This window comes from Pseudomonas frederiksbergensis (assembly GCF_000802155.2).
Classification (GTDB): domain Bacteria; phylum Pseudomonadota; class Gammaproteobacteria; order Pseudomonadales; family Pseudomonadaceae; genus Aquipseudomonas; species Aquipseudomonas frederiksbergensis_A.
In genome coordinates, this window is sequence record NZ_JQGJ02000017.1 from 25,935 (window position 1) to 50,680 (window position 24,746).

Here is a 24,746-nt window from a genome sequence, read left to right on the forward strand (position 1 = left end):
ACGGGGTATCCATGTCCAGCAGTTTTCACGCATCGACCGTCGATTGGCTCGGGGGCTGGATCGCCGCCGGCCAGGTCAAGCCTGGGCAAACCATCAAGGTCGAAGCAGACTTGGGCGAGCAACTGGGTGTCAGCCGCACGGTCATTCGCGAAGCCATCAAGACCTTGGTCGCCAAAGGCATGCTGGAAGTCGGGCCGAAGGTCGGTACGCGGGTACTGCCGGTGCGCCGCTGGAACCTCTTTGATCCACAAGTCGTGGGCTGGCTGTCACGCAGCGGGTTGCCGGAGAATTTCGTCGACGATTTGCTGGACCTGCGCCGTACCATCGAGCCCATGGCGGTGCGCTGGGCATGTGAACGGGCGACGGCAGACCAGGTGCAGGCGATCCGCCTGGCCTATCATGCGCTGGAGCGGGCGGTGGACAGCGGTGCGGATTACAACCGCGCCGACCAGTTCTTTCACGAATGCATCCTCGCGGCCAGCCATAATCAATTCATCGAACAAATGGTCCCGGCCCTCGGCGCGTTGCTGGCGGTTTCGTTCGAGGTGTCCGCCGCCGACCCTGACGAATTGCGTCGCACCTTGCCGATCCACAAGGATATCGCCGAAGCCATCGCGGCCCGGGACGCGACGCGAGGCGTCTGGGCCTGCATGACGCTGATCGATAACGCAGACCTGGCCATCAAGCGTTTTTACCCCGATGTAATGGCCGGTCGAACAGACAACGCCGGCAAAGCCGGGAACAGGAGGTTTTGATGAAGTGGACGGCGGTGACGGAGCATCGGGCAAAGCTCGGCGAGGGGCCTTTCTGGGATGAGCCGACCCAGGCACTGTATTGGGTCGATATCGCCGGCAAGCAAGCCCTGCGGCTGATCGGCAAGAATGTGCAGATATGGCAGATGCCAGAACACATCTCCGCGTTCATTCCGACCCAGAGCGGCGATGCCCTGGTGACGCTGAGCAGTGGCGTCTACCGGTTGGACCTGGATTCGCCAGGCCTGGAACCGCGTCTGAAGTTGCTGTGCATGGCGGACCCCCAGCCAGGCAATCGCGCCAACGAAGCCCGCTGCGATGCCTTGGGCCAACTCTGGCTGGGCACCATGCAGAACAACATCGGTGAGGATGGCGAAGACTTGCCCATCGAGCGACGCTCCGGCGGGCTGTTCCGTGTCGGCGGCGACGGTCGCGTGATGCCGTTGCTGCGTGGCCTGGGCATTCCCAATACGTTGTTGTGGAGCCCCGATGGCACGACGGTCTATTTTGGCGAAAGCCTGGACGGAACGCTGTATCGGCATTTTATCTACCCCGATGGAAAACTGGCGCCCGCTGAAGTCTGGTTCGGACCCCATTCCCGTGGCGGACCGGATGGTTCGGCGATGGATGCACGGGGCTATATCTGGAACGCGCGCTGGGACGGCAGTTGCCTGTTGCGCCTGACCCCGGACGGGCAGGTCGATCGGGTGATCGAACTACCGGTCAGTCGCCCGACCAGTTGTGTGTTCGGTGGCGAAGACCTGAAGACGCTCTACATCACCAGCGCGGCGAGCCCACTGGGCCATCCGCTGGACGGTGCGGTGCTGTCCATGCGCGTCGATGTACCGGGTATGGCTTGCACGCGGTTTGCGGGATAGATCCCATAATATGGGATGTAAATATATATATTGAGATTATTTGGCGGTCGGGTTTATAGTCGGCTCCATCAGCAATACGCACTCACACTTAAAAAAACAACACAGGTGAAGTGATGCATCGTTTTTCTCCCGCCCGCCCCAGCGGCGTTCGCGAATCAGTGTTGACTCGACAGCTTTTGCACCGGCCATCGGTAGATGGCCGGTTTTTGTCGTGTTTTCGTGCAGGAGACGCGGTCCATGGCTGAAGCGCTTCGCTTGCCGCCCGTGCCTGAACCTGTGAAGGGCGAGCGACTGAAAAACAAGGTCGTGCTGTTGACTGGCGGAGCCCAAGGCATCGGCGAGGCCATTGTCGCGGCGTTCGCTTCGCAACAGGCCCGGCTGGTGATCAGCGATATCCAGGCTGACAAGGTCGAAGCCGTCGCCGCTCATTGGCGCGGCCAGGGCGCGGATGTGCAGGCGCTCAAAGCCGACGTTTCGAACCAGCAGGATTTGCACGCCATGGCCCGCCGGGCTGTCGAGCTGCACGGTCGCATCGACGTGCTGGTGAATTGCGCTGGCGTCAATGTGTTCCGCGATCCGCTGGAAATGACCGAAGAGGACTGGCGCCGTTGCTTCGCCATCGACCTGGATGGCGCCTGGTACGGTTGCAAGGCCGTGTTGCCGCAAATGATCGAGCAGGGCGCGGGCAGCATTATCAACATCGCGTCGACCCATTCGTCCCACATCATTCCTGGCTGTTTCCCGTATCCCGTCGCCAAGCATGGCCTACTGGGCCTGACCCGTGCCCTGGGCATCGAGTACGCACCCAAGGGCGTGCGCGTGAATGCCATCGCGCCGGGCTACATCGAGACGCAACTGAACATCGATTACTGGAACGGTTTCGCCGATCCCCAGGCCGAACGCCAGCGCGCACTGGACCTGCACCCGCCGCGGCGCATCGGGCAGCCGATCGAAGTGGCGATGACGGCCGTGTTCCTGGCCAGTGACGAAGCACCGTTTATCAATGCCTCATGCATCACCATCGATGGTGGACGTTCGGTCATGTACCACGACTGAATATTCTTGGATTGCGGTAGGAAACTTCGCCTGTAATCCAATCATCATACGATATGACTATTTAAACCTATGCTGTGCAGTAACACGTTTTGACCGGCCAGCCTGCGCAAATCCACCGACGGTGGAGCAGATCCCTGGACGTTTGGCTTTCAATAAAAAAACAAGGAGTCAGCTATGAAACATCGTCGTGGGATCCGTTCCCTGTGTCGCGCCGCCCTGGCGGTGACCGCGTTCAGCCTCAGCAGCCACTTGCTGGCGGCCGAAGCGGTAAAAATCGGTTTCCTGGTCAAGCAGGCGGAGGAGCCTTGGTTCCAGACCGAATGGGCGTTCGCGGAGAAGGCGGCCAAGGATAAAGGCTTTGAGTTGATCAAGATCGCCGTGCCTGACGGCGAGAAGACCCTCTCGGCCATCGACAGCCTCGCCGCCAACGGTGCCAAGGGTTTCGTGATCTGCCCGCCGGACGTGTCCCTCGGCCCGGCCATCATGGCCAAGGCCAAACTCAACGACCTCAAGGTGATCGCCGTCGACGACCGTTTCGTCGATTCCAAAGGCAAGTTCATGGAAGACGTGCCGTACCTGGGCATGGCCGCGTTCGAGGTCGGCCAGAAGCAAGGCGCCGCCATGGCCGCTGAAGCGAAAAAGCGCAACTGGGATTGGAAAGACACTTACGCGGTGATCAACACCTATAACGAACTGGACACTGGCAAGAAGCGCACCGACGGTTCGGTCGATGCCCTGAAAAAAGCCGGGATGCCGGAAGACCATATCTTGTTCGCTGCGCTCAAGACCCTCGACGTTCCCGGCAGCATGGACTCCACCAACTCGGCGCTGGTGAAGCTGCCAAGCGCCGCGAAAAACCTGATCATCGGCGGCATGAACGACAACACCGTGCTGGGCGGCGTGCGCGCCACCGAAGCAGCCGGGTTCAAGGCAGCCAACGTGATCGGTATCGGCATCAACGGCACCGACGCCATCGGCGAGCTGAAGAAACCGAACAGTGGCTTCTTCGGTTCGATGCTGCCAAGCCCGCACATCGAAGGCTACAAGACTGCCGAAATGATGTACGAGTGGATCACCGCCGGCAAGGAACCGCCGAAGTACACCGCCATGGACGAGGTGACGCTGATCACCCGGGAGAACTTCAAGCAAGAGCTGGAAAAGATCGGCCTGTGGAACTGACGGTCGGTTGATTCAAAAGCGGCCCCGGTCACAAGCGTGATCGGGTCGCTTGATCTCTGTAAGTTCGAGGTGGTTATGCAAGCGCAAACAGCGACACGGCAACACAGCATCGGCGGCAGCTTGCGGTTCAACGGGATCGGCAAGTCCTTTCCCGGCGTGCAGGCGCTGGCCAATATCAGTTTCGTCGCGCATCCGGGGCAGGTTCATGCCTTGATGGGCGAGAACGGCGCGGGCAAGTCCACCTTGCTCAAGATTCTCGGTGGCGCCTACATTCCGAGCAGCGGTGACTTGCAGATCGGCGAACAGACGATGGCGTTCAAAGGCACCGCCGACAGCATTGCCAGCGGTGTGGCGGTGATTCACCAGGAACTGCATCTGGTGCCGGAAATGACCGTCGCGGAAAACCTGTTCCTTGGCCATTTGCCGGCGCGTTTCGGCCTGGTCAATCGTGGCGTGCTGCGCCAGCAGGCGCTGACGCTGCTCAAAGGCCTGGCGGACGAAATCGACCCGCAGGAAAAAGTCGGTCGCCTGTCCCTTGGCCAACGCCAACTGGTAGAAATCGCCAAGGCCTTGTCCCGTGGCGCCCATGTCATTGCCTTCGACGAACCGACCAGCAGCCTGTCGGCCCGGGAAATCGACCGTTTGATGGCAATCATCGCCCGCCTGCGGGACGAGGGCAAAGTGGTGCTGTACGTCAGCCACCGCATGGAAGAGGTGTTCCGCATCTGTAACGCGGTGACGGTCTTCAAGGACGGCCGTTATGTCCGGACCTTCGAAAACATGAGCGAGCTGACCCACGATCAGTTGGTCACCTGCATGGTCGGTCGCGATATCCAGGACATCTATGACTATCGCCCTCGGGAGCGCGGCGATGTGGCGCTGCAAGTGAAGGGCCTGCTGGGGCCGGGTTTGCGCGAACCGGTGAGTTTCCAGGTGCACAAGGGCGAGATCCTCGGCCTGTTCGGGCTGGTCGGCGCCGGTCGTACCGAGTTGCTGCGTTTGCTCAGTGGCCTGGAGCGCCAGAGCGAGGGCAGCCTGGTGCTGCATGGCAAGGAACTGAAACTGCGTTCACCCCGGGATGCCATCGCCGCTGGCGTGCTGCTCTGCCCGGAAGATCGCAAGAAGGAAGGCATCATCCCGTTGGGCAGCGTGGGCGAGAACATCAACATCAGCGCTCGTCCGGCGCATTCCGCGCTTGGCTGCCTGTTGCGTGGCGACTGGGAGCGGGGCAATGCCGACAAGCAGATCAAGTCGTTGAAAGTGAAGACCCCAGCGGCCAGCCAGAAAATCATGTACCTGTCCGGCGGCAATCAGCAGAAGGCGATTTTGGGCCGCTGGCTGTCGATGCCGATGAAAGTCCTGCTGCTGGACGAACCGACCCGTGGCATCGATATCGGCGCCAAGGCCGAGATCTACCAGATCATCCACAACCTGGCGGCCGATGGCATCGCGGTGATTGTGGTGTCCAGCGACCTCATGGAGGTGATGGGCATTTCCGACCGGATCCTGGTGCTCTGTGAAGGGGCCATGCGCGGCGAGTTGCCACGTGACCAGGCCGACGAATCCAACCTGCTGCAACTGGCGCTGCCGCGCCAACGCGTTGCCGACGCGGCGAACTGAGAGGTAAATCATGACCATTCAAAACAATGCCCTGCCAACGGCACGCAAGCCCCTCGACCTGCGCCGTTTCCTCGATGACTGGGTCATGCTGCTGGCGGCCGTCGGCATCTTCGTGCTCTGCACCCTGCTGATCGACAACTTCCTGTCGCCTCTGAACATGCGCGGCCTGGGCCTGGCGATTTCCACCACCGGCATCGCGGCCTGCACCATGTTGTATTGCCTGGCTTCCGGGCATTTCGACTTGTCGGTGGGTTCGGTGATTGCTTGTGCCGGCGTGGTTGCAGCTGTGGTGATGCGCGATACCGACAGCATGCTTCTGGGCGTGAGTGCGGCGTTGGTGATGGGGCTGATCGTCGGCCTGATCAACGGCATCGTGATTGCAAAACTGCGGGTCAATGCACTGATCACCACCCTGGCGACGATGCAGATCGTCCGCGGCTTGGCCTACATTTTTGCCGACGGCAAAGCCGTGGGCGTGTCCCAGGAATCGTTCTTCGTCTTCGGCAACGGCCAGATGTTCGGTGTGCCGGTGCCGATCCTGATCACCATCGCCTGCTTCCTGTTTTTCGGCTGGCTGCTGAACTACACCACCTACGGGCGCAACACCATGGCCATTGGTGGCAATCAGGAAGCCGCGTTGTTGGCAGGGGTGAACGTTGATCGGACCAAGATCATCATCTTCGCCGTGCATGGCTCGATTGGCGCTCTGGCTGGGGTGATCCTGGCGTCGCGCATGACTTCCGGCCAGCCGATGATTGGCCAGGGCTTCGAGTTGACCGTGATTTCGGCCTGTGTACTGGGCGGTGTTTCGTTGAGCGGCGGCATCGGCATGATTCGCCATGTCATCGCCGGCGTGCTGATCCTGGCGATCATCGAGAACGCGATGAACCTGAAGAACATCGACACCTTCTATCAATACGTCATCCGCGGCTCGATTCTGTTGCTGGCGGTGGTAATTGACCGGTTGAAGCAGCGTTGAAGGTCAACGGAGGCTGACTCGCCGCCATCGCGAGCAAGGCCGTTCCCACAGGGTTTGTGCCAGGGGCCAAGGTCTCGGCACAGCGCAAACCGGTGTAGGAGCGGGCTTGCTCGCGAAGGCGTCCTCCCTGGCGCCAACAGTCATCTCGCCTTGCGCAACGCCTCAACCAACTCCTGCTTGCGCATCTTCGAACGCCCGGGAATGTTCTTTGCCCGGGCTTCCTTCATCAGGCTGTCCACGGTCTGGGCCTCATGGGAGGCATTGCTGGTGCGCGGATGGCCTTCGCGCGACTTGGCTGCGCGGCGCGCGGATTCCTTACGGTCGGATTGCTTCGCCTCGGCCGGTTTTTTCTTTCCGGATCCGCCAGAGCGCTCACCACCTCCGGACTGCTTGTTTACCGTCGCCCAGGCCCGAGCCTCGGCTTCGCCTTCCGAAACACCTTTTTGCTCATAGCTCTCTTCGATGTGCTCGGCCTTGCGTTTTTGCTTGTCGGTGTATTTGTCTTTGCTTCCACGAGGCATGGGACCGTACTCCTCGACGTCTGGGAAAAGTTACTGGCTGGCGGCGCCGCCTTCTGAACCCGAACCTCCGGTGGTCGTTTTCGAACCCACACCGGTATCGGCATTGTCGGGCGTGGTGGAGTCCGGTGTGTTCATCCCGCCTTGACGGCCGGTGTCGTTGCCTTGGACCCGCGGATCGGTGCCGGTGGCGGGCGGCTGGCCATTGTTCAAGGTGCCGCCCGTGCCATCAGTATTCAACTTGGGTAAACCTTGGGTGGCAGGTGAATTGGGTGCCTGAACCGGGTCGGTCGGCCCGGTGCCACTGGTCGTGGCAGCGAAAGCCCCCGAAGATATCAATGCTGCGAAGGTGAATGCAGTCAGCCTTGAATTGATCATGGTGTCGCCTCCAATTTTGGAATGCTTGCCAGATTTTTGGCCGCGCTGCAGCGGGGTTGGTGCCAGAGGGGCGACGAACGGCGCTGTGGAAGTTGTCTGCAGAAGATGTGACGAGCGCCGCCTGGCGGCTTAGTATGGCGCTTTCAATTGGCGACAAGGCCCGTACATGTCCATCGAGATCCGTCCTGCGCAACCCAGCGATGCGCCTCAAATCCTAGCCTTCATCACCGAATTGGCCGATTACGAAAAGGCCCGCCACGAAGTTATCGCCAGTGTTGCCGACATCGAGCGCAGCCTGTTCAGCGAGGGCGCAACGGCCCACGGGTTGATCTGCCTGCGTGATGGCGTGCCGATCGGTTTCGCGGTGTTCTTCTTCAGCTATTCCACTTGGCTGGGCAGCAACTGCCTGTACCTCGAAGACTTGTACATTACGCCAGAGCAGCGCGGTGGCGGGGCAGGGAAGACGTTGTTGCGGCATTTGGCGAAGATCGCCTGCGACAACGATTGCGGTCGCTTCGAGTGGAGCGTATTGGACTGGAACACCCCGGCCATCGAGTTCTACAAATCCCTCGGCGCGCAACCGCAGGAAGAGTGGGTGCGCTATCGGATGGATGGCAAGGTGCTGCGCGATTTTGCCAACGGCAATTGATCATGCGTATGAGTCGGACGCGTACTCCGTGAATCCGGGACGCTGTTCGAGCCGCTTGCAATAGGCGGCTACCGCTGGGTAATCCGGACGCTCCATGGGCGTCTGGCGCCAGCGGTGCACGGACAGGCCAATGAGCACGTCGGCTAAGGAAAAGTCCGCGCCAGCCACGTAAGCGCCAGTGTGGTTCAGCTGTTGTTCCAGCAACCCCATTTTTTCGTTCCAGCCTTTGACGCCGGCAGCGATGAGTTGCGGGTCCTGGAAATCCGGGTGTTTGCGCACCAGCCCATAGAACGCATCACCCCATGACGGATTGAGTTCCGTGGCTTGCCAGTCCATCCACTGCTCGATGCGCGCTCGTGCGGCAGGTTCGTTGGGAAGCAGATCGGTGCGCCCGTGCTTGCCCACCAGATAGCGGCAAATGGTGTTCGACTCCCAGAGCACGCCATTCTCGTCGATGATCACCGGCACTTGGGCGTTGGGATTCAACGCCAGGAACGCTGGATCATGGGTCGAGGAAAAGCCGATGCCCCAGTCTTCGCGCTCGTAGGCGATTTCCAATTCCTGGCAGGTCCACAACACTTTTCTGACGTTGATCGAGGAGGTGCGGCCGAGGATCTTCAGCGTCTGTCCCATCACTTTTTCCCTGAGTTGTCTGGCTTTCCGATTAGAAACGTAGCAGGGGCTGGGGGTGGATGGCGATAGTTTTACCGTTGCTATAAAAATCCCAATATATGGGAGTGATATTTATATATTGAGATTTTATGGTGCCCGGGTTTATAGTCCGCCTCACTCACTGTCCAATAAACAAAACAGGTGAAGCGGATGCAGGCGCAATTGATCGCGCTCGATTGGGGGACCACCTCATTACGGGCTTACAAACTTGCCGCGGGAGGCGAGGTGCTCGAACAGCGTTCGCTGTCGTCGGGGATCATGCAGTTGCCGTCCGGGCCGCGAACCGTGGCCGGCCAGGTCTGCACCGACGGTTTTGAATTGGCCTTCGATGAAGCCTGCGGCGACTGGCTCGATGCGCAGCCAGGCTTGCCCGTCATCGCTTGCGGCATGGTTGGCAGCGCCCAAGGTTGGCGAGAAGCGCCTTACTGCGATACGCCGGCAAACGTCGCCAATCTCGGACATTCCCTACAAGTCATTCGGAGCCTTCGTGGTGTAGATGTTCACATCGTGCCAGGCGTGATCCAGCGTTCCCGGCTGCCCAATGTGATGCGCGGCGAAGAAACCCAGGTACTCGGTGCGTTGCATAGCCTGCCGAACGAAGCGGTGCTGATCGGCTTGCCGGGCAGCCATTCGAAATGGGTAGAGGTAGCCGACGGCTGCATCGTTCATTTCGACACCTTCATGACCGGCGAGATCTTCGCCGTGCTCAGTGACCACAGCATCCTCGGCCGTACCCAGCAGCGAGACGTGGCGTTCGACGGCGTGGCTTTCGATCGTGGCGTACAGGTCGCGCTGTCGGCGGACGGGGAAATCGGCCCGTTGTCCACCGTGTTCAGCGCCCGCAGCCTGGGCCTGACTGGCGAGCTCGGCGCGAGCGCCCAGGCCGACTATCTGTCGGGTGTGCTGATCGGCCATGAGCTGACGGCCCTGGCCGCCGTGCAGCGTCAGCGACGTAACAGCGTTCACTTACCGACGGTGGTGCTGATCGGCAACTCTCAATTGTGTGCCCGTTACCAACGGGCTCTCGATGCCTGCGGTTTCGCCCGGGTGACCTTGGCCGAACAGGCCACCGAGCGCGGTTTATGGCAGCTGGCCGTGGCGGCCGGGCTGCTCGAATCCACCGCATCGCGTTAAACCTGACTGGAGACCTGACATGCTCACACAAGCATTGGCGCATAACGGGCTGATCGCGATCCTGCGCGGCCTGCGCCCCGAGGAAGCGGCATCTATCGGCGAAGTCCTTTATGCCGCTGGATTTCGTGTCATCGAAGTGCCGCTCAATTCCCCTGAGCCGTACGAAAGCATTCGCATCCTGCGCAGTACCTTGCCCGCCGATTGCCTGATCGGTGCCGGCACCGTGCTCACGCCGGAACAGGTCGAGCAGGTGAAAACCGCTGGCGGCCAGGTGATCGTCATGCCTCATAGCGATCCGAAGGTGTTGCGGGCGGCGAAAGCGGCGGGGCTGTACCTGTCGCCGGGCGTCGCCACGCCGACGGAAGCGTTCGCCGCACTGGCCGAGGGCGCTGATGTGCTGAAGATGTTTCCCGCCGAGCAAATGGGCCCGGCGGCGGTCAAGGCCTGGCTTGCGGTGTTGCCGACCGGGACCGTACTGGTGCCGGTGGGCGGGATTACCCCGGACAACATGGCGGTGTTCGTCGAAGCCGGCGTCAAGGGTTTCGGCCTCGGTTCCGGGCTGTTCAAGCCGGGCCTGACAGCGGATGAAGTGGCGGTGCGCGCCAAGGCCTACGTGGCCGCATGGAATGCCTTGAACTGAAGACTTTTCCAGCGCCCCGCGCGCTGCATCTGACAAGAGAGACAACAAGATGAAAATCACCAAGCTGACCACGTTTATCGTTCCGCCGCGCTGGTGCTTCCTCAAGGTCGAAACCGACGAGGGCGTGACCGGTTGGGGTGAGCCGGTGGTCGAGGGCCGTGCCCACACGGTGGCGGCCGCCGTCGAGGAATTGTCCGACTACCTGATCGGCAAAGACCCACGCAATATCGAAGACATCTGGACCGTGCTCTATCGCGGCGGCTTCTACCGCGGCGGCGCCATTCATATGAGCGCCCTGGCCGGTATCGACCAGGCGTTGTGGGACATCAAGGGCAAGGCCTTGGGCGTGTCGGTCAGCGATTTGTTGGGCGGCCAGGTGCGCGACAAGATCCGTGTTTACTCCTGGATCGGCGGCGACCGGCCGGCGGACACCGCTCGAGCGGCGAAAGAGGCGGTAGGGCGGGGCTTCACCGCGGTGAAGATGAACGGCACCGAAGAGCTGCAGTTTCTCGACACTTTCGAAAAAGTCGACCTGGCCTTGGCCAACGTGGCGGCGGTGCGCGATGCGGTGGGGCCGAACGTCGGCATCGGCGTGGACTTCCACGGTCGGGTGCACAAGCCGATGGCCAAGGTGCTGATGAAGGAACTCGACCCCTACAAACTGATGTTCATCGAAGAGCCGGTGCTCAGCGAAAACTACGAAGCCCTCAAGGACCTGGCGCCGTTGACCAGCACCCCGATTGCCCTGGGCGAGCGGTTGTTCTCGCGCTGGGATTTCAAGCGCGTACTCAGCGAAGGCTACGTGGACATCATCCAGCCGGACGCGTCCCACGCCGGCGGCATTACCGAAACCCGCAAGATCGCCAACATGGCCGAGGCCTATGACGTGGCGCTGGCGCTGCATTGCCCGCTGGGCCCGATCGCCCTGGCGGCGTGCCTGCAACTGGACGCGGCTTGCTACAACGCGTTTATCCAGGAGCAGAGCCTGGGTATCCACTATAACGAGAGCAACGACCTGCTGGACTACATCAAGGATCCTCGAGTGTTCGACTACGACCAGGGCTTCGTGAAAATTCCGAACGGTCCCGGCCTGGGTATTGAGATCAACGAGGAATACGTCATCGAGCGCGCGGCCATCGGCCACCGCTGGCGCAACCCGATCTGGCGCCATGCCGATGGCAGTTTTGCCGAGTGGTGATTGCCTCGGAGCCCACATTTCCATGGCGAGGGAGCAAGCCGCCTCGCCACGGTGGTTGACGTGATCGCTCATTAGCTTCGCCCTCAATAAACATAAAAAGAGGCACCTCACATGCAAGCGCACACCCTGAGCGCGCAGGCGTCGTTGGTGACGCCCAGCCGCAAGCGTTTTTTCATCATGGTCCTGCTGTTTATCACCGTGGTGATCAACTACCTGGACCGCAGCAACCTCTCGATTGCCGCCCCCGCACTGACCAGCGACCTGGGCATTGACCCGATCCACGTCGGGCTGATTTTTTCCGCGTTCGGCTGGACCTACGCCGCCATGCAGATCCCCGGCGGCTGGCTGGTGGACCGGGTGCCGCCGCGCATCCTCTATAGCGTGGCGTTGCTGTTGTGGTCGGTGGCCACGGTGATGCTCGGTTTCGCCGCCAGTTTCATTGCCTTGTTCGTGCTGCGCATGGCCGTTGGTGCCCTGGAGGCGCCGGCCTATCCAATCAACAGTCGCGTGGTCACTACCTGGTTTCCCGAGCGCGAGCGAGCCACGGCGATCGGTTTCTACACCTCCGGACAGTTCGTCGGCCTGGCATTCCTGACCCCGGTGCTGGCGTGGCTGCAGCACGCGTTTGGTTGGCACATGGTGTTCGTTGCCACGGGCGCGGTGGGCATTCTCTGGGCGGTGATCTGGTACGCGGTGTATCGCGAGCCGCGGGATTTCAAAGGCGCCAACGCCGCCGAAATCGAGCTGATCCGCGAAGGCGGCGGGCTGGTGGATATCCAGGCCGAGACCGCCAAGGTCAAGGCCAAATTCAGCTGGACCGATCTGGGTATCGTTCTGACCCAACGCAAGCTCTGGGGCATCTACCTGGGCCAGTTCTGCCTGAACTCCACGCTGTGGTTTTTCCTGACGTGGTTCCCGACCTACCTGGTGAAATATCGCGGCATGGACTTCATCAAGTCCGGCTTGCTGGCGTCGTTGCCATTCCTCGCGGCATTTGTTGGTGTGCTGTGTTCCGGGTTCTTCTCCGACTGGCTGATTCGCCGCGGCGCCACGGTGGGGTTCGCGCGTAAATTGCCAATCATTGGTGGGTTGTTGATTTCCACGGCGATCATCGGCGCCAACTACGTCGAATCGACGCCGCTGGTCATCGCATTCCTGGCCTTGGCTTTCTTCGGCAATGGCCTGGCATCGATCACCTGGTCGCTGGTGTCGACCCTGGCGCCGGCAAGGTTGCTCGGGTTGACCGGCGGGGTGTTCAACTTCATCGGTAACCTGGCGGCCATCGCCACGCCGATCGTCATTGGCTTCCTCGCCAGCGGCGATTCGTTTGCCCCGGCCATCACCTATATCGCGGTGCTCGCACTGGCCGGCGCGCTGTCCTACATCCTGCTGGTCGGGAAGGTCGAGCGCATCGAGTTGTAGTCCGACGGGACGGGCGACCATAATGCCGCCCGTTCCCCGCTCACTGTTGAAGGCCGCCATGCAGCAAGACGATCCAAAAACTATCAAGGATGCCGCCCCTACCGGCACGCAGACATTGCTGCGCGGCCTGGGCGTGGTCCAGGCGGTCGCCAGTGGCGCCCGCGACTTGAAGGAAATCGCCCGGCTGATCGGCACCACCCGCAGCACCACCCATCGCCTGGCCAGTTGTCTGGTGGATGAACGTTATCTGCGCGTGGTGCCGCAAGTGGGTTACCTGCTGGGGCCGAAGTTGATCGAGCTGGGTTTCCAGGCCCGGGAAGAGTTGCCGCTGGTCAGCCTGGCGGGGCCGTACCTGGACGAGTTGTCGGCGCTCACGGGGGACACCGTTCACCTGGCGATTCGCGAGGGCGACGAAGTCTTGTACTTGCTGAAAAATCCGGGGCGCAACGGCCCGGAAATGCGCTCGCGTGTGGGCCATCGCATGCCGTTGGCGCGGACCGGGATCGGCAAGGCCCTGATGCTCGATGACTCCCAGGAGCAATGGAAACGGCTGTATGAAATCAGCCTGCCGGCGGGTGGGAAAAATCAGTTCTGGCCCCAGCACCAGGAGCAATCCTGGGAGCAGTTCCAGCAACGAATGGTGGAGTATGTGGCGGGGGGCTATGCCTTCGACCTAGAGGACAACGAACCGTCGATCCGTTGTGTGGCGGCGCCGATCCGTGACGCCGGCAAGCGCATCGTCGCCGGTATCAGCATCGCCAGCACCGTGCCTTACATGCCGCTGGAAAAAATGGCCGAGCTGATCCCCCTGGTCAAAGGGGTTACAGCCCGGCTGTCGGCGGAACTGGGCGCCAAGGTTTGACGAACGTCAGGCCTTGAGTGTCGCCATGTCGATGACGAAGCGGTACTTCACATCCCCGGCGATCATGCGGCTGTAGGCCTCGTTGATCTGGCGGATGTCGAGCATTTCAATGTCGCAGCTGATGTTGTGCTCGGCGCAGAAATCCAGCATTTCCTGGGTTTCTGCGATACCGCCGATCAGCGAGCCGGCCAGCACTCGGCGACCCATGATCAGCTTTGCCGCGTGTACCGGTGGGTCGACCGGCTCGACCAGGCCCACGATGATGTGCACGCCGTCGAAATGCAGCGTGTCGAGGTAGGGGTTGAGGTCGTGCTGCACCGGGATGGTGTCGAGCAGGAAGTTGAAACGTCCGGCAGCGGCCGCCATCTGTTCGGCGTCGGTGGACACGATCACATGATCCGCGCCTTGGCGACGGGCTTCCTCGGCCTTGCTTGCCGAGCGGGTGAACAGCGTCACTTCGGCGCCCATGGCCTTGGCAAACTTGATACCCATGTGGCCCAGGCCTCCCATGCCCAGCACGCCGACCTTGTCACCGGCCTTCACGCCATAGTGCTTGAGCGGCGAATAGGTGGTGATGCCGGCGCAGAGCAGCGGCGCGGCGCTGGCTGGGTCGAGTGTCTGCGGGATGCGCAGTACAAAGTGCTGGCTGACCACGATGCTGTCGGAGTAGCCGCCCATGGTGTGGCCGCCACTTATGCGGTCCGGGCTGGCGTAGGTCTGGGTCATCCCTTCCAGGCAGTATTGCTCCAGGTCGGCCCGGCACGCTTCGCATTCACGGCAGGAGTCGACCATGCAGCCCACGCCCACCAGATCTCCGACTTTGTGACCGGTGACATTCGCACCGACGGCGGTGACTTTTCCGATGATTTCATGGCCGGGCATCAACGGGTAAACGGCGATGCCCCATTCATTGCGGGCCTGGTGGATGTCGGAGTGGCAGACCCCGCAGTAGAGAATATCGATCGACACATCGTCGGCGCGCGGGCTGCGACGCTCGAACTTCATGGGGGCGAGGGGGGTGGTGGCCGATTGGGCGGCATATCCGATGGCTGTGTACATGATGGACCTCGCTGAGCAGTGAACGGTGAGGGGTTCATTCTGGGAGGCATGGCGGCAGGCGGCGATGGTGAATCCTACGCCTGTCATGCCTAATCCTCCGGCGTTGGCCAGGATTTGATTCCATGTGACGCCAGACCTGCGATGATGGTTTCATCCCATTTTTCGTGAAGTTTTCGCCCATGTTGTTGACCCGCCATCTCGATGCCAATGCCACGCTGGTTTCGCTGATAGAACCCTTGGCGACCCGCGACGGTTTTGTCCCTACGCGACTGCCTGGCGTGCACGCGCTGCGCGCCAGCCAGGACGTCGCCCGTGGCCCGCAGCTCTACGAGCCGAGCCTGGTGATCATTGCCCAAGGTAGCAAACTGGCGTACCTGGGACCGCGGACAATGGAATATGGCGCGGGGCATTATCTGATCCAGGCCCTGCCGGTGCCGTTCGAATGCGAAACCTACGCCATGCCCAATGCTCCGCTGTATGGCATTTCCGTTGCGATCGACCGGGCGATGTTGGGGGAATTGGTGCTGGCCATGGGGTTGATGCCAGGTCGGAATCTGCCGCCCCAGACGCCGGAATCCATGACCTGCGCAGTGCTCGATGATGCCATGCGAGGGTGTGTCGAACGCTTGTTGCGCTGCCTGCACGATCCACTGGAATGCCAAGTCATGGGCCAGGCGCGGCTACGGGAATTGCTATTCGTCGTGTTGCGCGGGCCCCAGGCCGATGTGCTGCGGGCGCTGGTGGAGCAGCAGGGCCAGTTCGCCCGGATTGCCGCAGCCCTGAGCCATTTGCATGCGCACTTCACCGAGCCGCTGAACGTCGAGACGCTGGCGAGTCGCGCGAACATGAGCGCTTCGACCTTCCATGAGCATTTCAAGCGCAGCACCTTGCTGTCGCCGGTGCAGTACCTCAAGCGTTTGCGCCTGCTCAAGGCCCAGCGGCTGCTGCTCTGTGAGGGCATGAGCGTGGCCCAGGTCGCGCATCAAGTGGGGTATCAGAGCCCGTCGCAGTTCAGTCGGGAGTACAAGCGTTACTTCGAGCGCAATCCTGGGGAAGAGCGCGCCGCCTGAGTCTTTGAAAATCCCTTGTGGGAGCGGTGTTTGTTGGATTGCAGGTAATAAAAAGGCCCCCATTGCGGGAGCCTCGATGTTCAGCGTGTCGGCTTACATGTTCGGGTAAGTCGGGCCGCCGGCGCCTTCCGGGGTGACCCAGGTGATGTTCTGTGCAGGGTCCTTGATGTCGCAGGTCTTGCAGTGAACGCAGTTCTGGGCGTTGATCTGGAAACGCTTCTCACCGTCTTCCTTGGTGATCACTTCGTACACGCCGGCTGGGCAGTAGCGCTGGGCCGGTTCGTCGTACAGCGGCAGGTTCTTGCTGATCGGGATGCTCGGGTCGGTCAGCTTCAGGTGGCAGGGTTGTTCTTCTTCATGGTTGGTGCCGGAGATGAACACCGAGCTGAGCTTGTCGAAGCTGATCTTGCCGTCCGGTTTCGGGTAGTCGATCTTCTTGCACTCTGCCGCCGGTTTCAGGCAGGCGTAATCCGGCCTGGTGTCGCGCAGGGTGAACGGGATCTTGCCACCGAAAATGTTCTGGTCGAGCCAGTTGAAACCGCCACCGACGATCGCGCCGTACTTATGAATCGCCGCGCCGAAGTTACGGCTGGCGAACAATTCTTCATACAGCCAGCTGCTCTTGAAGCTGTCTACGTAGGCGGTCAGTTCATCACCGCCTTCGGACTCGGCGAACAGGCGATCGGCCACGGCTTCGGCGGCGAGCATGCCGGATTTCATGGCAGTGTGGCTGCCCTTGATCTTGGCGAAGTTCAGGGTGCCGAGGTCGCAACCGATCAGCGCACCACCCTTGAAGACCATCTTCGGCAGCGAGTTCAGGCCGCCCTTGCAGATGGCACGGGCGCCGTAGCTGACGCGCTTGCCGCCTTCCAGGTACTGCTTGAGCACCGGGTGATGCTTGAGGCGCTGGAACTCGTCGAACGGCGACAGGAAGGTGTTGCTGTAGGACAGGTCGATAATCAGGCCGACCACCACCTGGTTGTTTTCCAGGTGATAGAGGAAGGATCCGCCGGTGTTCTCGGTGCCCATGATGTCCAGCGGCCAGCCGGCGGTGTGCACCACCAGGCCGGGTTGGTGCTTGGCCGGGTCAATTTCCCAGATTTCCTTCAGGCCGATGCCGTAGTGCTGGGCGTCGGCCTCGCTGTCCAGATTGAAGCGCTTGATCAATTGCTTGCCGATGTGGCCACGGCAGCCTTCGGCGAACAGCGTGTACTTGCCACGCAATTCCATGCCAGGGGTGTAGAGGCCTTCCTTCGGGTGGCCTTCGCGGTCGACACCCAGGTCGCCGGTGATGATCCCGCGCACCACGCCGTTTTCGTCGAACAGCGCTTCCTGGGCGGCGAAGCCGGGGTAGATTTCCACGCCCAGGTTCTCGGCCTGCTGGGCCAGCCAGCGGCACAGGTTGCCCAGGGAAATAATATAGTTGCCTTCGTTGTGCATGGTCTTGGGCACAAAGAAGTCAGGGATTTTGCTCGCGGCCTCGGCGTTTCTCAGGACATAAATGTCATCGCGTACGACCGGCGTATTCAGTGGCGCGCCAAGTTCTTTCCAGTCCGGGAACAGTTCGTTCAGGGCGCGGGGTTCAAACACCGCGCCGGAGAGGATGTGCGCACCGACTTCGGAACCTTTTTCGACCACGCAGACGCTGATTTCCTTACCGGCTTCGGCGGCCTTCTGTTTCAGTCGGCAAGCGGCAGACAGGCCAGCGGGGCCGGCACCGACGATGACCACGTCGAATTCCATGTATTCGCGTTCCACAGGCTATCTCCTACTCAAGGCTCACAGTTTTTTCTAATTGGAGGTTTGGCGTTGCATCCGTTGTTTCCTTCGCGAAGCGACGAAAGCGACAATGGATGAGACGCGGGTCTCTCTTAAGCGGCGCATTATATCTACACCACTCTCAGGGTCCAATACAAACGTTTGTTTGAAATTGCCGCAGGCCTGATAAATCACTGACGTACGGCTTATGACTGACCATTTTGCCGTATTGACCGGAATAGGCGTTCCGGTCAAGATACGGGCGGTTTTGCGCTCGCCGTAGGCTGACTGTTGGTTCCAAGAGCACCTCTAAAAACAGGGCGAAGGCAGCACGAAGTGACGTATTGCGTGGTTGCGACGCGCAGTTTACACGCCGCGATAATGAATGACTCATCGGTCATCACTGACGAATGGTCTTCACTCCCGTGAGCAAAGGTCATGTGTGGTTCATGCCGGCGTTTTTAGAGGTGCCCTTGCGCCCATGATCATCAACCGCCAGGTTCGCCCAGGCGACTTTCTTTTCACCGGAGAGTAACGAGGAATCCATGAAGGTTCTTGTAGCTGTCAAACGAGTGGTCGACTATAACGTCAAGGTTCGCGTCAAGGCGGACAACTCCGGCGTCGACCTCGCCAACGTCAAGATGTCGATGAACCCTTTCTGCGAAATCGCCGTAGAAGAAGCCGTACGCCTGAAAGAAAAAGGCGTGGCGACTGAGATCGTCGTCGTTTCCATCGGCCCGACCACCGCCCAGGAACAACTGCGCACCGCGCTTGCGCTGGGTGCCGATCGCGCCATCCTCGTCGAATCCGCCGAAGACCTGACTTCCCTGGCTGTTGCCAAGCTGTTGAAAGCCGTTGTCGACAAGGAACAGCCACAGTTGGTCATCCTTGGCAAGCAGGCCATCGACAGCGACAACAACCAGACCGGCCAGATGCTCGCCGCGTTGAGCGGCTACGGCCAGGGCACCTTCGCGTCGAAAGTCGAAGTGTCCGGCGACAGCGTTGCCGTGACCCGCGAAATCGACGGCGGCGCGCAGACGGTTTCCCTGAAACTGCCGGCCATCGTCACCACCGACCTGCGTTTGAACGAGCCGCGTTATGCGTCCCTGCCAAACATCATGAAAGCCAAGAAGAAGCCGCTTGAAGTGCTGACGCCTGACGCTTTGGGCGTTTCCACCGCCTCCACCAACAAGACCCTGAAAGTCGAAGCGCCGGCTGCACGCAGCGCGGGCATCAAGGTCAAGTCGGTGGCTGAACTGGTCGAGAAACTGAAAAACGAAGCGAAGGTAATCTAACTATGACTATCTTGGTAATCGCCGAACACGATAACAAGGCGCTGGCTCCGGCCACGCTGAACACCGTTGCTGCCGCCGCCAAAATCGGTGGTGATGTGCACGTACTGGTAGCCGGGCAGGGCGCAAGCGCCGTTGCCGAAGCCGCTGCGAAAATCGCTGGCGTGGCAAAAGTGCTGTCGGCCGACAACGCCGCCTACGCGCATCAGTTGCCGGAAAACGTCGCGCCTCTGGTCGCCGAGCTGGGCAAGGGCTACAGCCACATCCTGGCTGCCGCGACCTCCAACGGTAAAAACATCCTGCCTCGCGTCGCCGCTGCACTGGATGTCGACCAGATCTCCGAGATCATCTCGGTCGAAAGCGCCGACACCTTCAAGCGTCCGATCTACGCCGGCAACGCCATTGCCACCGTGCAATCGACCGCTTCGGTCAAGGTCATCACCGTCCGCGCCACCGGTTTCGACCCGGTAGCCGCCGAAGGTGGCTCGGCTGCCGTTGAAGCCGTAGGCGCTGCCCACGACGCCGGCATTTCCAGCTTCGTCAACGAAGAGCTGGCCAAGTCCGATCGTCCTGAGCTGACCGCTGCCAAGATCGTCGTTTCCGGCGGCCGTGGCATGCAGAACGGTGACAACTTCAAGCACCTGTACGCCTTGGCCGACAAGCTGGGCGCCGCCGTCGGTGCTTCCCGCGCCGCGGTCGACGCAGGTTTCGTACCCAACGACATGCAGGTCGGCCAGACCGGCAAGATCGTTGCGCCACAGCTGTACATCGCCGTCGGTATCTCCGGCGCGATCCAGCACCTGGCCGGTATGAAAGACTCCAAAGTGATCGTTGCGATCAACAAGGACGAAGAAGCGCCGATTTTCCAAGTGGCCGACTACGGCCTGGTGGCGGACCTGTTCGAAGCCATCCCTGAGCTGGAGAAGCTGGTCTAATCCGGCGTCTTCACTTATAAAGAGCCCGGCCCTTTGGCCGGGTTTTTTATTTTTCGCTTCCGGGAGCTCAGTGCCATGGATCTTCGCCGTTTGGCTGGCTATTCGTTATTGTGGGCGGTGGCCTGCGTGCCAAGCCTGTCTGTCGCCGCTGGCAAATGCGAGCGCCTGATCGCCACCGGCAGCCCTGATGCGCCACCCTATCTTTGGCAGGATCCCCAGGACCCCAGGCACCTGATCGGTGCTGGTGCCGACCTGTTGGAGCAGGTGGCGCAGGCGCTGGGGATCAAGATCGAATTGCTTTACGCCGGCAAGCGCGCCCAGGCGTTGGACGAGGTGCGCAGCGGACGCATGGACCTGCTCGCCGATGCCCCATTGACCACGACCGGACTGCAAGCCCTGGACTACGTGCATCCGCCGCTGCTGGAGAACGATTACCTGGTGTGGACTCGCAAGGATTCGACACTGGTCATCGAGCGGCTGGAGGATCTTCACGGGCATCCCGGCGCCTTGTCGGAAAAGGCCCGCATGACGGAGGGATTTGCCGTCTTCGCTGAGCAGAATCTAACCCTGACCCGTACACCCAACCTGACCCAGGCCTTTCAGAAATTGCTCCTGGGTGAAGTGGAATATGTACTGGCGGGGCGTTATTCCGGCCTGGCGATGGCGCAGACGCTGGGGATGGCGAGCGACCTGCAAGCTGCGCCACAACCGATGGACAAGCCGGGCCTGTTCCTTGCGCTTTCCCATAACTCCGCCTGCAATGACCCATGGTTACGCGGACAGCTGGCGCAAAAGATGACAGAATTGGCCGCGTCCGGCCTGACGGAGGCTGTGTTGCAGCGCAACCTGGAGCGTTGGAGAACACAGTTGAAGCCACCCGTCATTGCCCCAAAACAGTAGGGAACATTAGTGACTATTCGACCTCTTTTCGCTGCCCTGGCCGTTCTGGCTCTGGCGGGTTGCGCAGCCGATCCGGCGCCGAATGAACAGATCCGCCTGACTGAGCAGGCCATTGAGCAGGCCCGTGCAGTGGGTGCAACCACCGATGAAGTGCCTGAATTGAAACTGGCTGAAGACAAATTCGCACGCGCCAAGTCCAACATGGCGGATGAATCCTATAAAAAGGCGCGTATGCGCGCCGAGCAAGCCGAACTGGATGCGCGCCTGGCCGAAGCGAAGGTGCTGACCCTCAAGAGCCAAGAGCAACTGAACCTGCTGGATACGCGCATCAAGCGCTTGCGCAAACAATTGCGGGAGGATGCCCAATGAAGCACTCCCACGTATTGGGCGGCCTGGTCCTTGCGGGCCTGGCCAGCTTGTATGGTTGCGCCGGGCAGCGCAGCGAAGTGGCGCTCGAACAAGCCAACTCCGATTTCCAGAAGGTCAAGGAAGACGCCAATGTACTGCGTGCCGCCCCCCGGGACGTGATTCGGGCCGGCGAATCCCTGGCCCGCGCGGATCGCTTGTCCAGCTATTGGGGCAGCGGTGAGGACGTGCAGCACTACGCCTACCTGAGCCAGCGCTACAGTCAGATCGCCCGTGAACACAGCAACCAGGTGCTCAACGAAGAGCGCGCAGCGAAACTCGAACTGGAGCGCCAGCGCCTGCAGTTGGCACTGCGCGAATCCAAGTTGCTGAGTGTCCAGCAGCAGGGCAAGTGGCTGGAAGAGCAGATCATGGCGATGGCCACTACCCAGACCGATCGCGGCCTGGTGATGACACTCGGGGATGTCCTGTTCGACACCGGCGAAGCCGAGCTGAAGAATTCGGCCAATCGCGTGGTGCTCAAGATCGTGCAGTTCCTGCAACTCAATCCCAAGCGCGTGGTACGCATCGAAGGCTACACCGACAGCACTGGCGGCAAGCAGGAAAACCTCAAGCTGTCCCGCGACCGTGCGCAAGCCGTAGCGGACGTGCTGGTGGACCTGGGCATTGACGAGAAGCGCATCCAGGTCGAAGGTTACGGTGATCAATACCCGGTGGACGTCAACGCGAGCGAGCGTGGCCGGGCGCAGAACCGCCGCGTTGAAATTGTGTTTTCCGATGAAAAGGGCCAGCTCGGCGCTTCCCGCTGAGGGCGGCGTTACTGGAAAACCCGGCCCCTTCGAGGCGCCGGGTTTTTTTTCGCTTTGTGCATGAGATGAGTACAGTTGGGGCTGTCAACCCACTGTACTGTCGAGTAATCTGGCAACTGTCCCAGTACACTTCTAAACTGTGCCGGTAAAATTTCCGACAAGAATAAAATGCCTGCGAAATCGAGTACTGCGTCATGACCAACCTCCTGCTCTATCAACGTATTGCGCAACAGTTGGCTGAAGACATCCGGCGCGGCGTGTATCAGCCCGGAGAACGCGTGCCGTCGGTGCGCAAGATGAGCTCGCAGCTCAACGTCAGCCACGCCACGGTGCTGCAGGCCTACGCCAATCTTGAAGACCAGGGGCTGATTCGCGCGCGGCCGCAATCGGGCTACTACGTGCACCAGACGCCGGCCTTGACCGCGCCGACGCCGGACATCGCCCGGGTCGAACGTCCCGGGTTGGTGACACGCAGCAGCATCATCCAGCAGGTGTTGGTCGAGTCGCGCCGCGAAGGCGTGTTTCCGTTGGGCGCGGCGGTGCCGAGCGTTGATTATCTCCCTGTCCGGGCATTGCATCAGCAATTGGCCAAGGTCACGCGCTTCCACAGCCCACGGGCCTTCAGCTACATGTTCAGTCCCGGCTTCGAGCCGTTGCGCCGGCAAGTCGCGATCCGTATGCGTGATGCCGGCGTCGTGGTGGACCCTTCCGAGGTAGTGATTACACACGGCTGCGTCGACGCCCTGCAGATGTCCCTGAGGGTGCTGACGCGTCCCGGGGATCTGATCGCCGCCGAGTCGCCCACTTACTACGGGTTGCTGCAACTGGCGGATCTGTTGGGCCTGAAGGTGATCGAGATTCCCAGCGACCCGGTCACTGGCATGAGCCTTGAGGCCCTGCAACTGGCGGCTAACCAATGGTCGATCAAGGCGTTGGTGCTGACCACGCGCTTGAGCAATCCCCTCGGCGGCACGATGCCCGAGGAGCGGCAAAAGCAACTGCTGCGCCTGGCATCGGACTTTGACATCCAGATCGTCGAAGACGACATTTATGGCGAACTGATGTTCGAACAGGGCCGGACCAAGGCATTGAAGGCCTACGATCGCTTGGATCGAGTGATCTACTGTTCGAGTTTTTCCAAGACCCTGTCACCTGGCGTTCGGATTGGCTGGATGATCGCCGGCAAGTTCCAACAAGAGATCCAGCGACTCCAGACCTTCAGCACCCATTCGGCATGCAGTGTGACGCAGATGGGCATCGCGGCTTACCTGGAGAACGGCGGTTACGACCGGCACCTGCGCTACATCCGCCAGGAGTACCGCAAGAATCTCAGTGCCTTCCAGTTGGCGGTGCAGCAGTACTTCCCGGAAGGCACGCAAATGAGTCGTCCCACCGGAGGTTTCATCCTTTGGGTCAGCCTGCCGGGGCGGGTCAACACCCAGGAGCTGCATGTCCGTGCACTGCAACAAGGCATCAGCATCGCGCCTGGGCTGATTTTCAGTAACACCGAGCAATTCAACCACTGCATCCGCCTGAACTGCGGCACGCCCTGGAATCGCGAGGCAGAGCGGGCCTTGATGACGCTGGGATTGCTGGCCACTCAACTGTGCCAAGAGACCGCCAGCGGGTTATTTTAGAAATCAACGGGTTAGCCCTATGTGCTTGTCAGCGCCTCGATATCGGGCGAGCATGGACGTCTCTGCCGTAGGTGTCGTCGTGTCTATGAAAGCCATTGTTCCTGCCGCCTGGGTTTTGATCGGCCTGTTGAGTGCCCTCCAAATGGGAAGTGCGGTGGCAGCTCCGACGCAGGAGAAGCCTGCCGCCAGCGCCACCAAGGACACCCCGAAGAAAACGGCCGAGGTCAAAAAGACGGTCAAGAAGGCAGCCGCCAAAACGGCCCCCGCAAAGAAAAAACGCGCGCCTATCGCCTCCAAGAGTAAATCGGCCCGTGAGGTCGCCAAGACCCCGTTGCCGCCGGCCAAGCTGGACTTGAGCCTGCCACATGAGATGGTTGACCAGCTGCAGCCACCCGGCAAGACGCCCCTGCCCAAGCGTGAGCCGCTATTGCCGTCCATGTTCGGCGACAAACCAGGCCCGTTCCAACTCAACGGTCGTCTGTTGAGCAACGAGATGCAGCTGCCGCTGCGCAATCAGGAGCGCAACGAAGTGGAAGGCGCGGCGCTGGAGTTCGAATTCAAGCAATGAGCCCGTGGCATGTTGCTGTTCGTCGCTGACTGCCGAGTCATCCTGCCTACAACCAAAAAAACACCTGCACGGCAATTTAAAACGAGTGTTTTAGCCGTTACCCTGTGTCCTGTTACCCAACGTTACCTGTCGTGAGGATCCTGTCGTCATGAAGTGCCGAGAAGGCTGTGGCGCCTGCTGCATCGCCCCTTCCATCAGTTCTCCCATCCCTGGCATGCCCCAAGGCAAGCCGGCGGGGGAGCGTTGCGTGCAGTTATCGGCAGACAATCTCTGCCAGATTTTCGGCCAGCGGGAACGCCCGGCGGTGTGCTCGGCGTTTGAAGCGGACCCTGAGGTCTGCGGCAACAACAGCGAAGAAGCCATTCGATTGATTGGCTGGTGGGAGCAGGTCACGGCAGCGTAGTGGGACAACGAT

General features: G+C 60.9%; 26 protein-coding genes. 21 read left to right on the plus strand and 5 right to left on the minus strand.

Annotated elements, in window-relative coordinates; translation table 11 throughout:
• Positions 1-11: 11 nt before the first annotated feature.
• From JZ00_RS23465 to araH, 6 genes are all read left to right on the plus strand, one after another.
• Positions 12-755: a FadR/GntR family transcriptional regulator gene (locus tag JZ00_RS23465; protein WP_039593663.1), complete on the plus strand. Its 744-nt coding sequence runs from the start codon at positions 12-14 to the stop codon at positions 753-755.
• Positions 755-1,630 carry an SMP-30/gluconolactonase/LRE family protein gene (locus JZ00_RS23470; protein ID WP_039593664.1) on the plus strand — a complete coding sequence of 292 codons (876 nt, stop codon included), beginning with the start codon at positions 755-757 and terminating at the stop codon, positions 1,628-1,630. Before JZ00_RS23465 ends, JZ00_RS23470 begins: the two co-directional genes overlap by 1 nt.
• Before the next feature lie 237 nt (positions 1,631-1,867).
• Positions 1,868-2,686 (plus strand): SDR family oxidoreductase, encoded by an 819-nt coding sequence (locus JZ00_RS23475; RefSeq protein WP_039593665.1) that lies wholly within the window; start codon positions 1,868-1,870, stop codon positions 2,684-2,686.
• A gap of 174 nt (positions 2,687-2,860) precedes the next feature.
• Positions 2,861-3,865 (plus strand): substrate-binding domain-containing protein, encoded by a 1,005-nt coding sequence (locus tag JZ00_RS23480; RefSeq protein ID WP_039593666.1) that lies wholly within the window; start codon positions 2,861-2,863, stop codon positions 3,863-3,865.
• 75 nt (positions 3,866-3,940) lie between these two features.
• On the plus strand, positions 3,941-5,485 hold the full coding sequence (gene araG / locus JZ00_RS23485) for an L-arabinose ABC transporter ATP-binding protein AraG (protein WP_039593667.1): 1,545 nt from the start codon (positions 3,941-3,943) through the stop codon (positions 5,483-5,485).
• Positions 5,486-5,495: 10 nt separating this feature from the next.
• Complete coding sequence (gene araH / locus JZ00_RS23490) at positions 5,496-6,464, plus strand: L-arabinose ABC transporter permease AraH (protein WP_039593668.1); 969 nt, start codon at positions 5,496-5,498, stop codon at positions 6,462-6,464.
• Positions 6,465-6,604: 140 nt separating this feature from the next.
• Here araH and JZ00_RS23495 read toward each other — a convergent pair whose 3' ends face one another.
• Both JZ00_RS23495 and JZ00_RS23500 read right to left on the minus strand, forming a co-directional pair.
• On the minus strand, positions 6,605-6,985 hold the full coding sequence (locus JZ00_RS23495) for a Rho termination factor N-terminal domain-containing protein (RefSeq protein ID WP_039593669.1): 381 nt from the start codon (positions 6,983-6,985) through the stop codon (positions 6,605-6,607).
• 30 nt (positions 6,986-7,015) lie between these two features.
• A complete protein-coding gene (locus JZ00_RS23500; protein WP_039593670.1) occupies positions 7,016-7,360 on the minus strand; it encodes a hypothetical protein in 345 nt (114 codons plus the stop codon).
• Positions 7,361-7,526: 166 nt separating this feature from the next.
• On the opposite strand from JZ00_RS23500, the gene JZ00_RS23505 reads away from it, so the two are divergent.
• Positions 7,527-8,009 carry a GNAT family N-acetyltransferase gene (locus JZ00_RS23505; RefSeq protein WP_014339485.1) on the plus strand — a complete coding sequence of 161 codons (483 nt, stop codon included), beginning with the start codon at positions 7,527-7,529 and terminating at the stop codon, positions 8,007-8,009.
• On the opposite strand, the gene JZ00_RS23510 is transcribed toward JZ00_RS23505, so the two are convergent.
• A complete protein-coding gene (locus tag JZ00_RS23510) occupies positions 8,010-8,642 on the minus strand; it encodes a glutathione S-transferase family protein (protein WP_039593671.1) in 633 nt (210 codons plus the stop codon).
• Between the two features lie 189 nt (positions 8,643-8,831).
• On the opposite strand from JZ00_RS23510, the gene JZ00_RS23515 reads away from it, so the two are divergent.
• From JZ00_RS23515 to JZ00_RS23535, 5 genes are all read left to right on the plus strand, one after another.
• Positions 8,832-9,815 carry a 2-dehydro-3-deoxygalactonokinase gene (locus JZ00_RS23515; RefSeq protein ID WP_039593672.1) on the plus strand — a complete coding sequence of 328 codons (984 nt, stop codon included), beginning with the start codon at positions 8,832-8,834 and terminating at the stop codon, positions 9,813-9,815.
• A gap of 19 nt (positions 9,816-9,834) precedes the next feature.
• Entirely contained in the window at positions 9,835-10,455 is a 621-nt protein-coding gene (locus JZ00_RS23520; protein ID WP_039593673.1) for a 2-dehydro-3-deoxy-6-phosphogalactonate aldolase, read from the plus strand.
• A 49-nt stretch (positions 10,456-10,504) separates the two neighbouring features.
• Entirely contained in the window at positions 10,505-11,653 is a 1,149-nt protein-coding gene (gene dgoD / locus JZ00_RS23525; RefSeq protein WP_039593674.1) for a galactonate dehydratase, read from the plus strand.
• Positions 11,654-11,764: 111 nt separating this feature from the next.
• A complete protein-coding gene (locus JZ00_RS23530; protein WP_039593675.1) occupies positions 11,765-13,075 on the plus strand; it encodes an MFS transporter in 1,311 nt (436 codons plus the stop codon).
• Between the two features lie 58 nt (positions 13,076-13,133).
• Positions 13,134-13,937 (plus strand): IclR family transcriptional regulator, encoded by an 804-nt coding sequence (locus tag JZ00_RS23535; RefSeq protein WP_039593676.1) that lies wholly within the window; start codon positions 13,134-13,136, stop codon positions 13,935-13,937.
• Between the two features lie 6 nt (positions 13,938-13,943).
• On the opposite strand, the gene JZ00_RS23540 is transcribed toward JZ00_RS23535, so the two are convergent.
• A complete protein-coding gene (locus JZ00_RS23540; protein ID WP_039593677.1) occupies positions 13,944-14,996 on the minus strand; it encodes an NAD(P)-dependent alcohol dehydrogenase in 1,053 nt (350 codons plus the stop codon).
• Positions 14,997-15,175: 179 nt separating this feature from the next.
• Here JZ00_RS23540 and JZ00_RS23545 point away from each other — a divergent pair, with 179 nt between their 5' ends.
• Positions 15,176-16,066: an AraC family transcriptional regulator gene (locus JZ00_RS23545; RefSeq protein ID WP_039593678.1), complete on the plus strand. Its 891-nt coding sequence runs from the start codon at positions 15,176-15,178 to the stop codon at positions 16,064-16,066.
• 93 nt (positions 16,067-16,159) lie between these two features.
• On the opposite strand, the gene JZ00_RS23550 is transcribed toward JZ00_RS23545, so the two are convergent.
• Positions 16,160-17,824: an electron transfer flavoprotein-ubiquinone oxidoreductase gene (locus JZ00_RS23550; protein ID WP_039593679.1), complete on the minus strand. Its 1,665-nt coding sequence runs from the start codon at positions 17,822-17,824 to the stop codon at positions 16,160-16,162.
• A gap of 545 nt (positions 17,825-18,369) precedes the next feature.
• Here JZ00_RS23550 and JZ00_RS23555 point away from each other — a divergent pair.
• The 8 genes from JZ00_RS23555 (at position 18,370) to JZ00_RS23590 (ending at position 24,734) form a co-directional block, all read left to right on the plus strand.
• Positions 18,370-19,119, plus strand: coding sequence for an electron transfer flavoprotein subunit beta/FixA family protein (locus tag JZ00_RS23555; RefSeq protein WP_007908338.1), 750 nt, complete (start codon positions 18,370-18,372; stop codon positions 19,117-19,119).
• A 2-nt stretch (positions 19,120-19,121) separates the two neighbouring features.
• A complete protein-coding gene (locus JZ00_RS23560; RefSeq protein WP_039593680.1) occupies positions 19,122-20,051 on the plus strand; it encodes an electron transfer flavoprotein subunit alpha/FixB family protein in 930 nt (309 codons plus the stop codon).
• A 75-nt stretch (positions 20,052-20,126) separates the two neighbouring features.
• Positions 20,127-20,951 (plus strand): substrate-binding periplasmic protein, encoded by an 825-nt coding sequence (locus JZ00_RS23565; protein ID WP_039593681.1) that lies wholly within the window; start codon positions 20,127-20,129, stop codon positions 20,949-20,951.
• A 9-nt stretch (positions 20,952-20,960) separates the two neighbouring features.
• Entirely contained in the window at positions 20,961-21,320 is a 360-nt protein-coding gene (locus tag JZ00_RS23570; protein WP_039593682.1) for a DUF4398 domain-containing protein, read from the plus strand.
• On the plus strand, positions 21,317-22,126 hold the full coding sequence (locus JZ00_RS23575) for an OmpA family protein (RefSeq protein ID WP_039593683.1): 810 nt from the start codon (positions 21,317-21,319) through the stop codon (positions 22,124-22,126). The genes JZ00_RS23570 and JZ00_RS23575 overlap by 4 nt, the downstream gene beginning before the upstream one ends.
• A 194-nt stretch (positions 22,127-22,320) precedes the next feature.
• Positions 22,321-23,763: an aminotransferase-like domain-containing protein gene (locus JZ00_RS23580; RefSeq protein WP_039593684.1), complete on the plus strand. Its 1,443-nt coding sequence runs from the start codon at positions 22,321-22,323 to the stop codon at positions 23,761-23,763.
• Positions 23,764-23,848: 85 nt separating this feature from the next.
• Positions 23,849-24,331, plus strand: a complete 483-nt coding sequence (locus JZ00_RS23585; RefSeq protein WP_039593685.1) for a hypothetical protein — start codon at positions 23,849-23,851, stop codon at positions 24,329-24,331.
• Positions 24,332-24,479: 148 nt separating this feature from the next.
• Complete coding sequence (locus tag JZ00_RS23590; RefSeq protein WP_039593686.1) at positions 24,480-24,734, plus strand: YkgJ family cysteine cluster protein; 255 nt, start codon at positions 24,480-24,482, stop codon at positions 24,732-24,734.
• Positions 24,735-24,746 lie beyond the last annotated feature (12 nt).

What these genes read in the sequence shown, in the direction of transcription:
- JZ00_RS23465 (WP_039593663.1), top strand. Translation starts at nt 12, where the DNA reads ATGTCCAGCAGTTTTCACGCATCGACCGTCGATTGGCTCGGGGGCTGG.
- JZ00_RS23470 (WP_039593664.1), top strand. Translation starts at nt 755, where the DNA reads ATGAAGTGGACGGCGGTGACGGAGCATCGGGCAAAGCTCGGCGAGGGG.
- JZ00_RS23475 (WP_039593665.1), top strand. Translation starts at nt 1,868, where the DNA reads ATGGCTGAAGCGCTTCGCTTGCCGCCCGTGCCTGAACCTGTGAAGGGC.
- JZ00_RS23480 (WP_039593666.1), top strand. Translation starts at nt 2,861, where the DNA reads ATGAAACATCGTCGTGGGATCCGTTCCCTGTGTCGCGCCGCCCTGGCG.
- araG (WP_039593667.1), top strand. Translation starts at nt 3,941, where the DNA reads ATGCAAGCGCAAACAGCGACACGGCAACACAGCATCGGCGGCAGCTTG.
- araH (WP_039593668.1), top strand. Translation starts at nt 5,496, where the DNA reads ATGACCATTCAAAACAATGCCCTGCCAACGGCACGCAAGCCCCTCGAC.
- JZ00_RS23495 (WP_039593669.1), bottom strand. Translation starts at nt 6,985, where the DNA reads ATGCCTCGTGGAAGCAAAGACAAATACACCGACAAGCAAAAACGCAAG.
- JZ00_RS23500 (WP_039593670.1), bottom strand. Translation starts at nt 7,360, where the DNA reads ATGATCAATTCAAGGCTGACTGCATTCACCTTCGCAGCATTGATATCT.
- JZ00_RS23505 (WP_014339485.1), top strand. Translation starts at nt 7,527, where the DNA reads ATGTCCATCGAGATCCGTCCTGCGCAACCCAGCGATGCGCCTCAAATC.
- JZ00_RS23510 (WP_039593671.1), bottom strand. Translation starts at nt 8,642, where the DNA reads ATGGGACAGACGCTGAAGATCCTCGGCCGCACCTCCTCGATCAACGTC.
- JZ00_RS23515 (WP_039593672.1), top strand. Translation starts at nt 8,832, where the DNA reads ATGCAGGCGCAATTGATCGCGCTCGATTGGGGGACCACCTCATTACGG.
- JZ00_RS23520 (WP_039593673.1), top strand. Translation starts at nt 9,835, where the DNA reads ATGCTCACACAAGCATTGGCGCATAACGGGCTGATCGCGATCCTGCGC.
- dgoD (WP_039593674.1), top strand. Translation starts at nt 10,505, where the DNA reads ATGAAAATCACCAAGCTGACCACGTTTATCGTTCCGCCGCGCTGGTGC.
- JZ00_RS23530 (WP_039593675.1), top strand. Translation starts at nt 11,765, where the DNA reads ATGCAAGCGCACACCCTGAGCGCGCAGGCGTCGTTGGTGACGCCCAGC.
- JZ00_RS23535 (WP_039593676.1), top strand. Translation starts at nt 13,134, where the DNA reads ATGCAGCAAGACGATCCAAAAACTATCAAGGATGCCGCCCCTACCGGC.
- JZ00_RS23540 (WP_039593677.1), bottom strand. Translation starts at nt 14,996, where the DNA reads ATGTACACAGCCATCGGATATGCCGCCCAATCGGCCACCACCCCCCTC.
- JZ00_RS23545 (WP_039593678.1), top strand. Translation starts at nt 15,176, where the DNA reads ATGTTGTTGACCCGCCATCTCGATGCCAATGCCACGCTGGTTTCGCTG.
- JZ00_RS23555 (WP_007908338.1), top strand. Translation starts at nt 18,370, where the DNA reads ATGAAGGTTCTTGTAGCTGTCAAACGAGTGGTCGACTATAACGTCAAG.
- JZ00_RS23560 (WP_039593680.1), top strand. Translation starts at nt 19,122, where the DNA reads ATGACTATCTTGGTAATCGCCGAACACGATAACAAGGCGCTGGCTCCG.
- JZ00_RS23565 (WP_039593681.1), top strand. Translation starts at nt 20,127, where the DNA reads ATGGATCTTCGCCGTTTGGCTGGCTATTCGTTATTGTGGGCGGTGGCC.
- JZ00_RS23575 (WP_039593683.1), top strand. Translation starts at nt 21,317, where the DNA reads ATGAAGCACTCCCACGTATTGGGCGGCCTGGTCCTTGCGGGCCTGGCC.
- JZ00_RS23580 (WP_039593684.1), top strand. Translation starts at nt 22,321, where the DNA reads ATGACCAACCTCCTGCTCTATCAACGTATTGCGCAACAGTTGGCTGAA.
- JZ00_RS23585 (WP_039593685.1), top strand. Translation starts at nt 23,849, where the DNA reads ATGAAAGCCATTGTTCCTGCCGCCTGGGTTTTGATCGGCCTGTTGAGT.
- JZ00_RS23590 (WP_039593686.1), top strand. Translation starts at nt 24,480, where the DNA reads ATGAAGTGCCGAGAAGGCTGTGGCGCCTGCTGCATCGCCCCTTCCATC.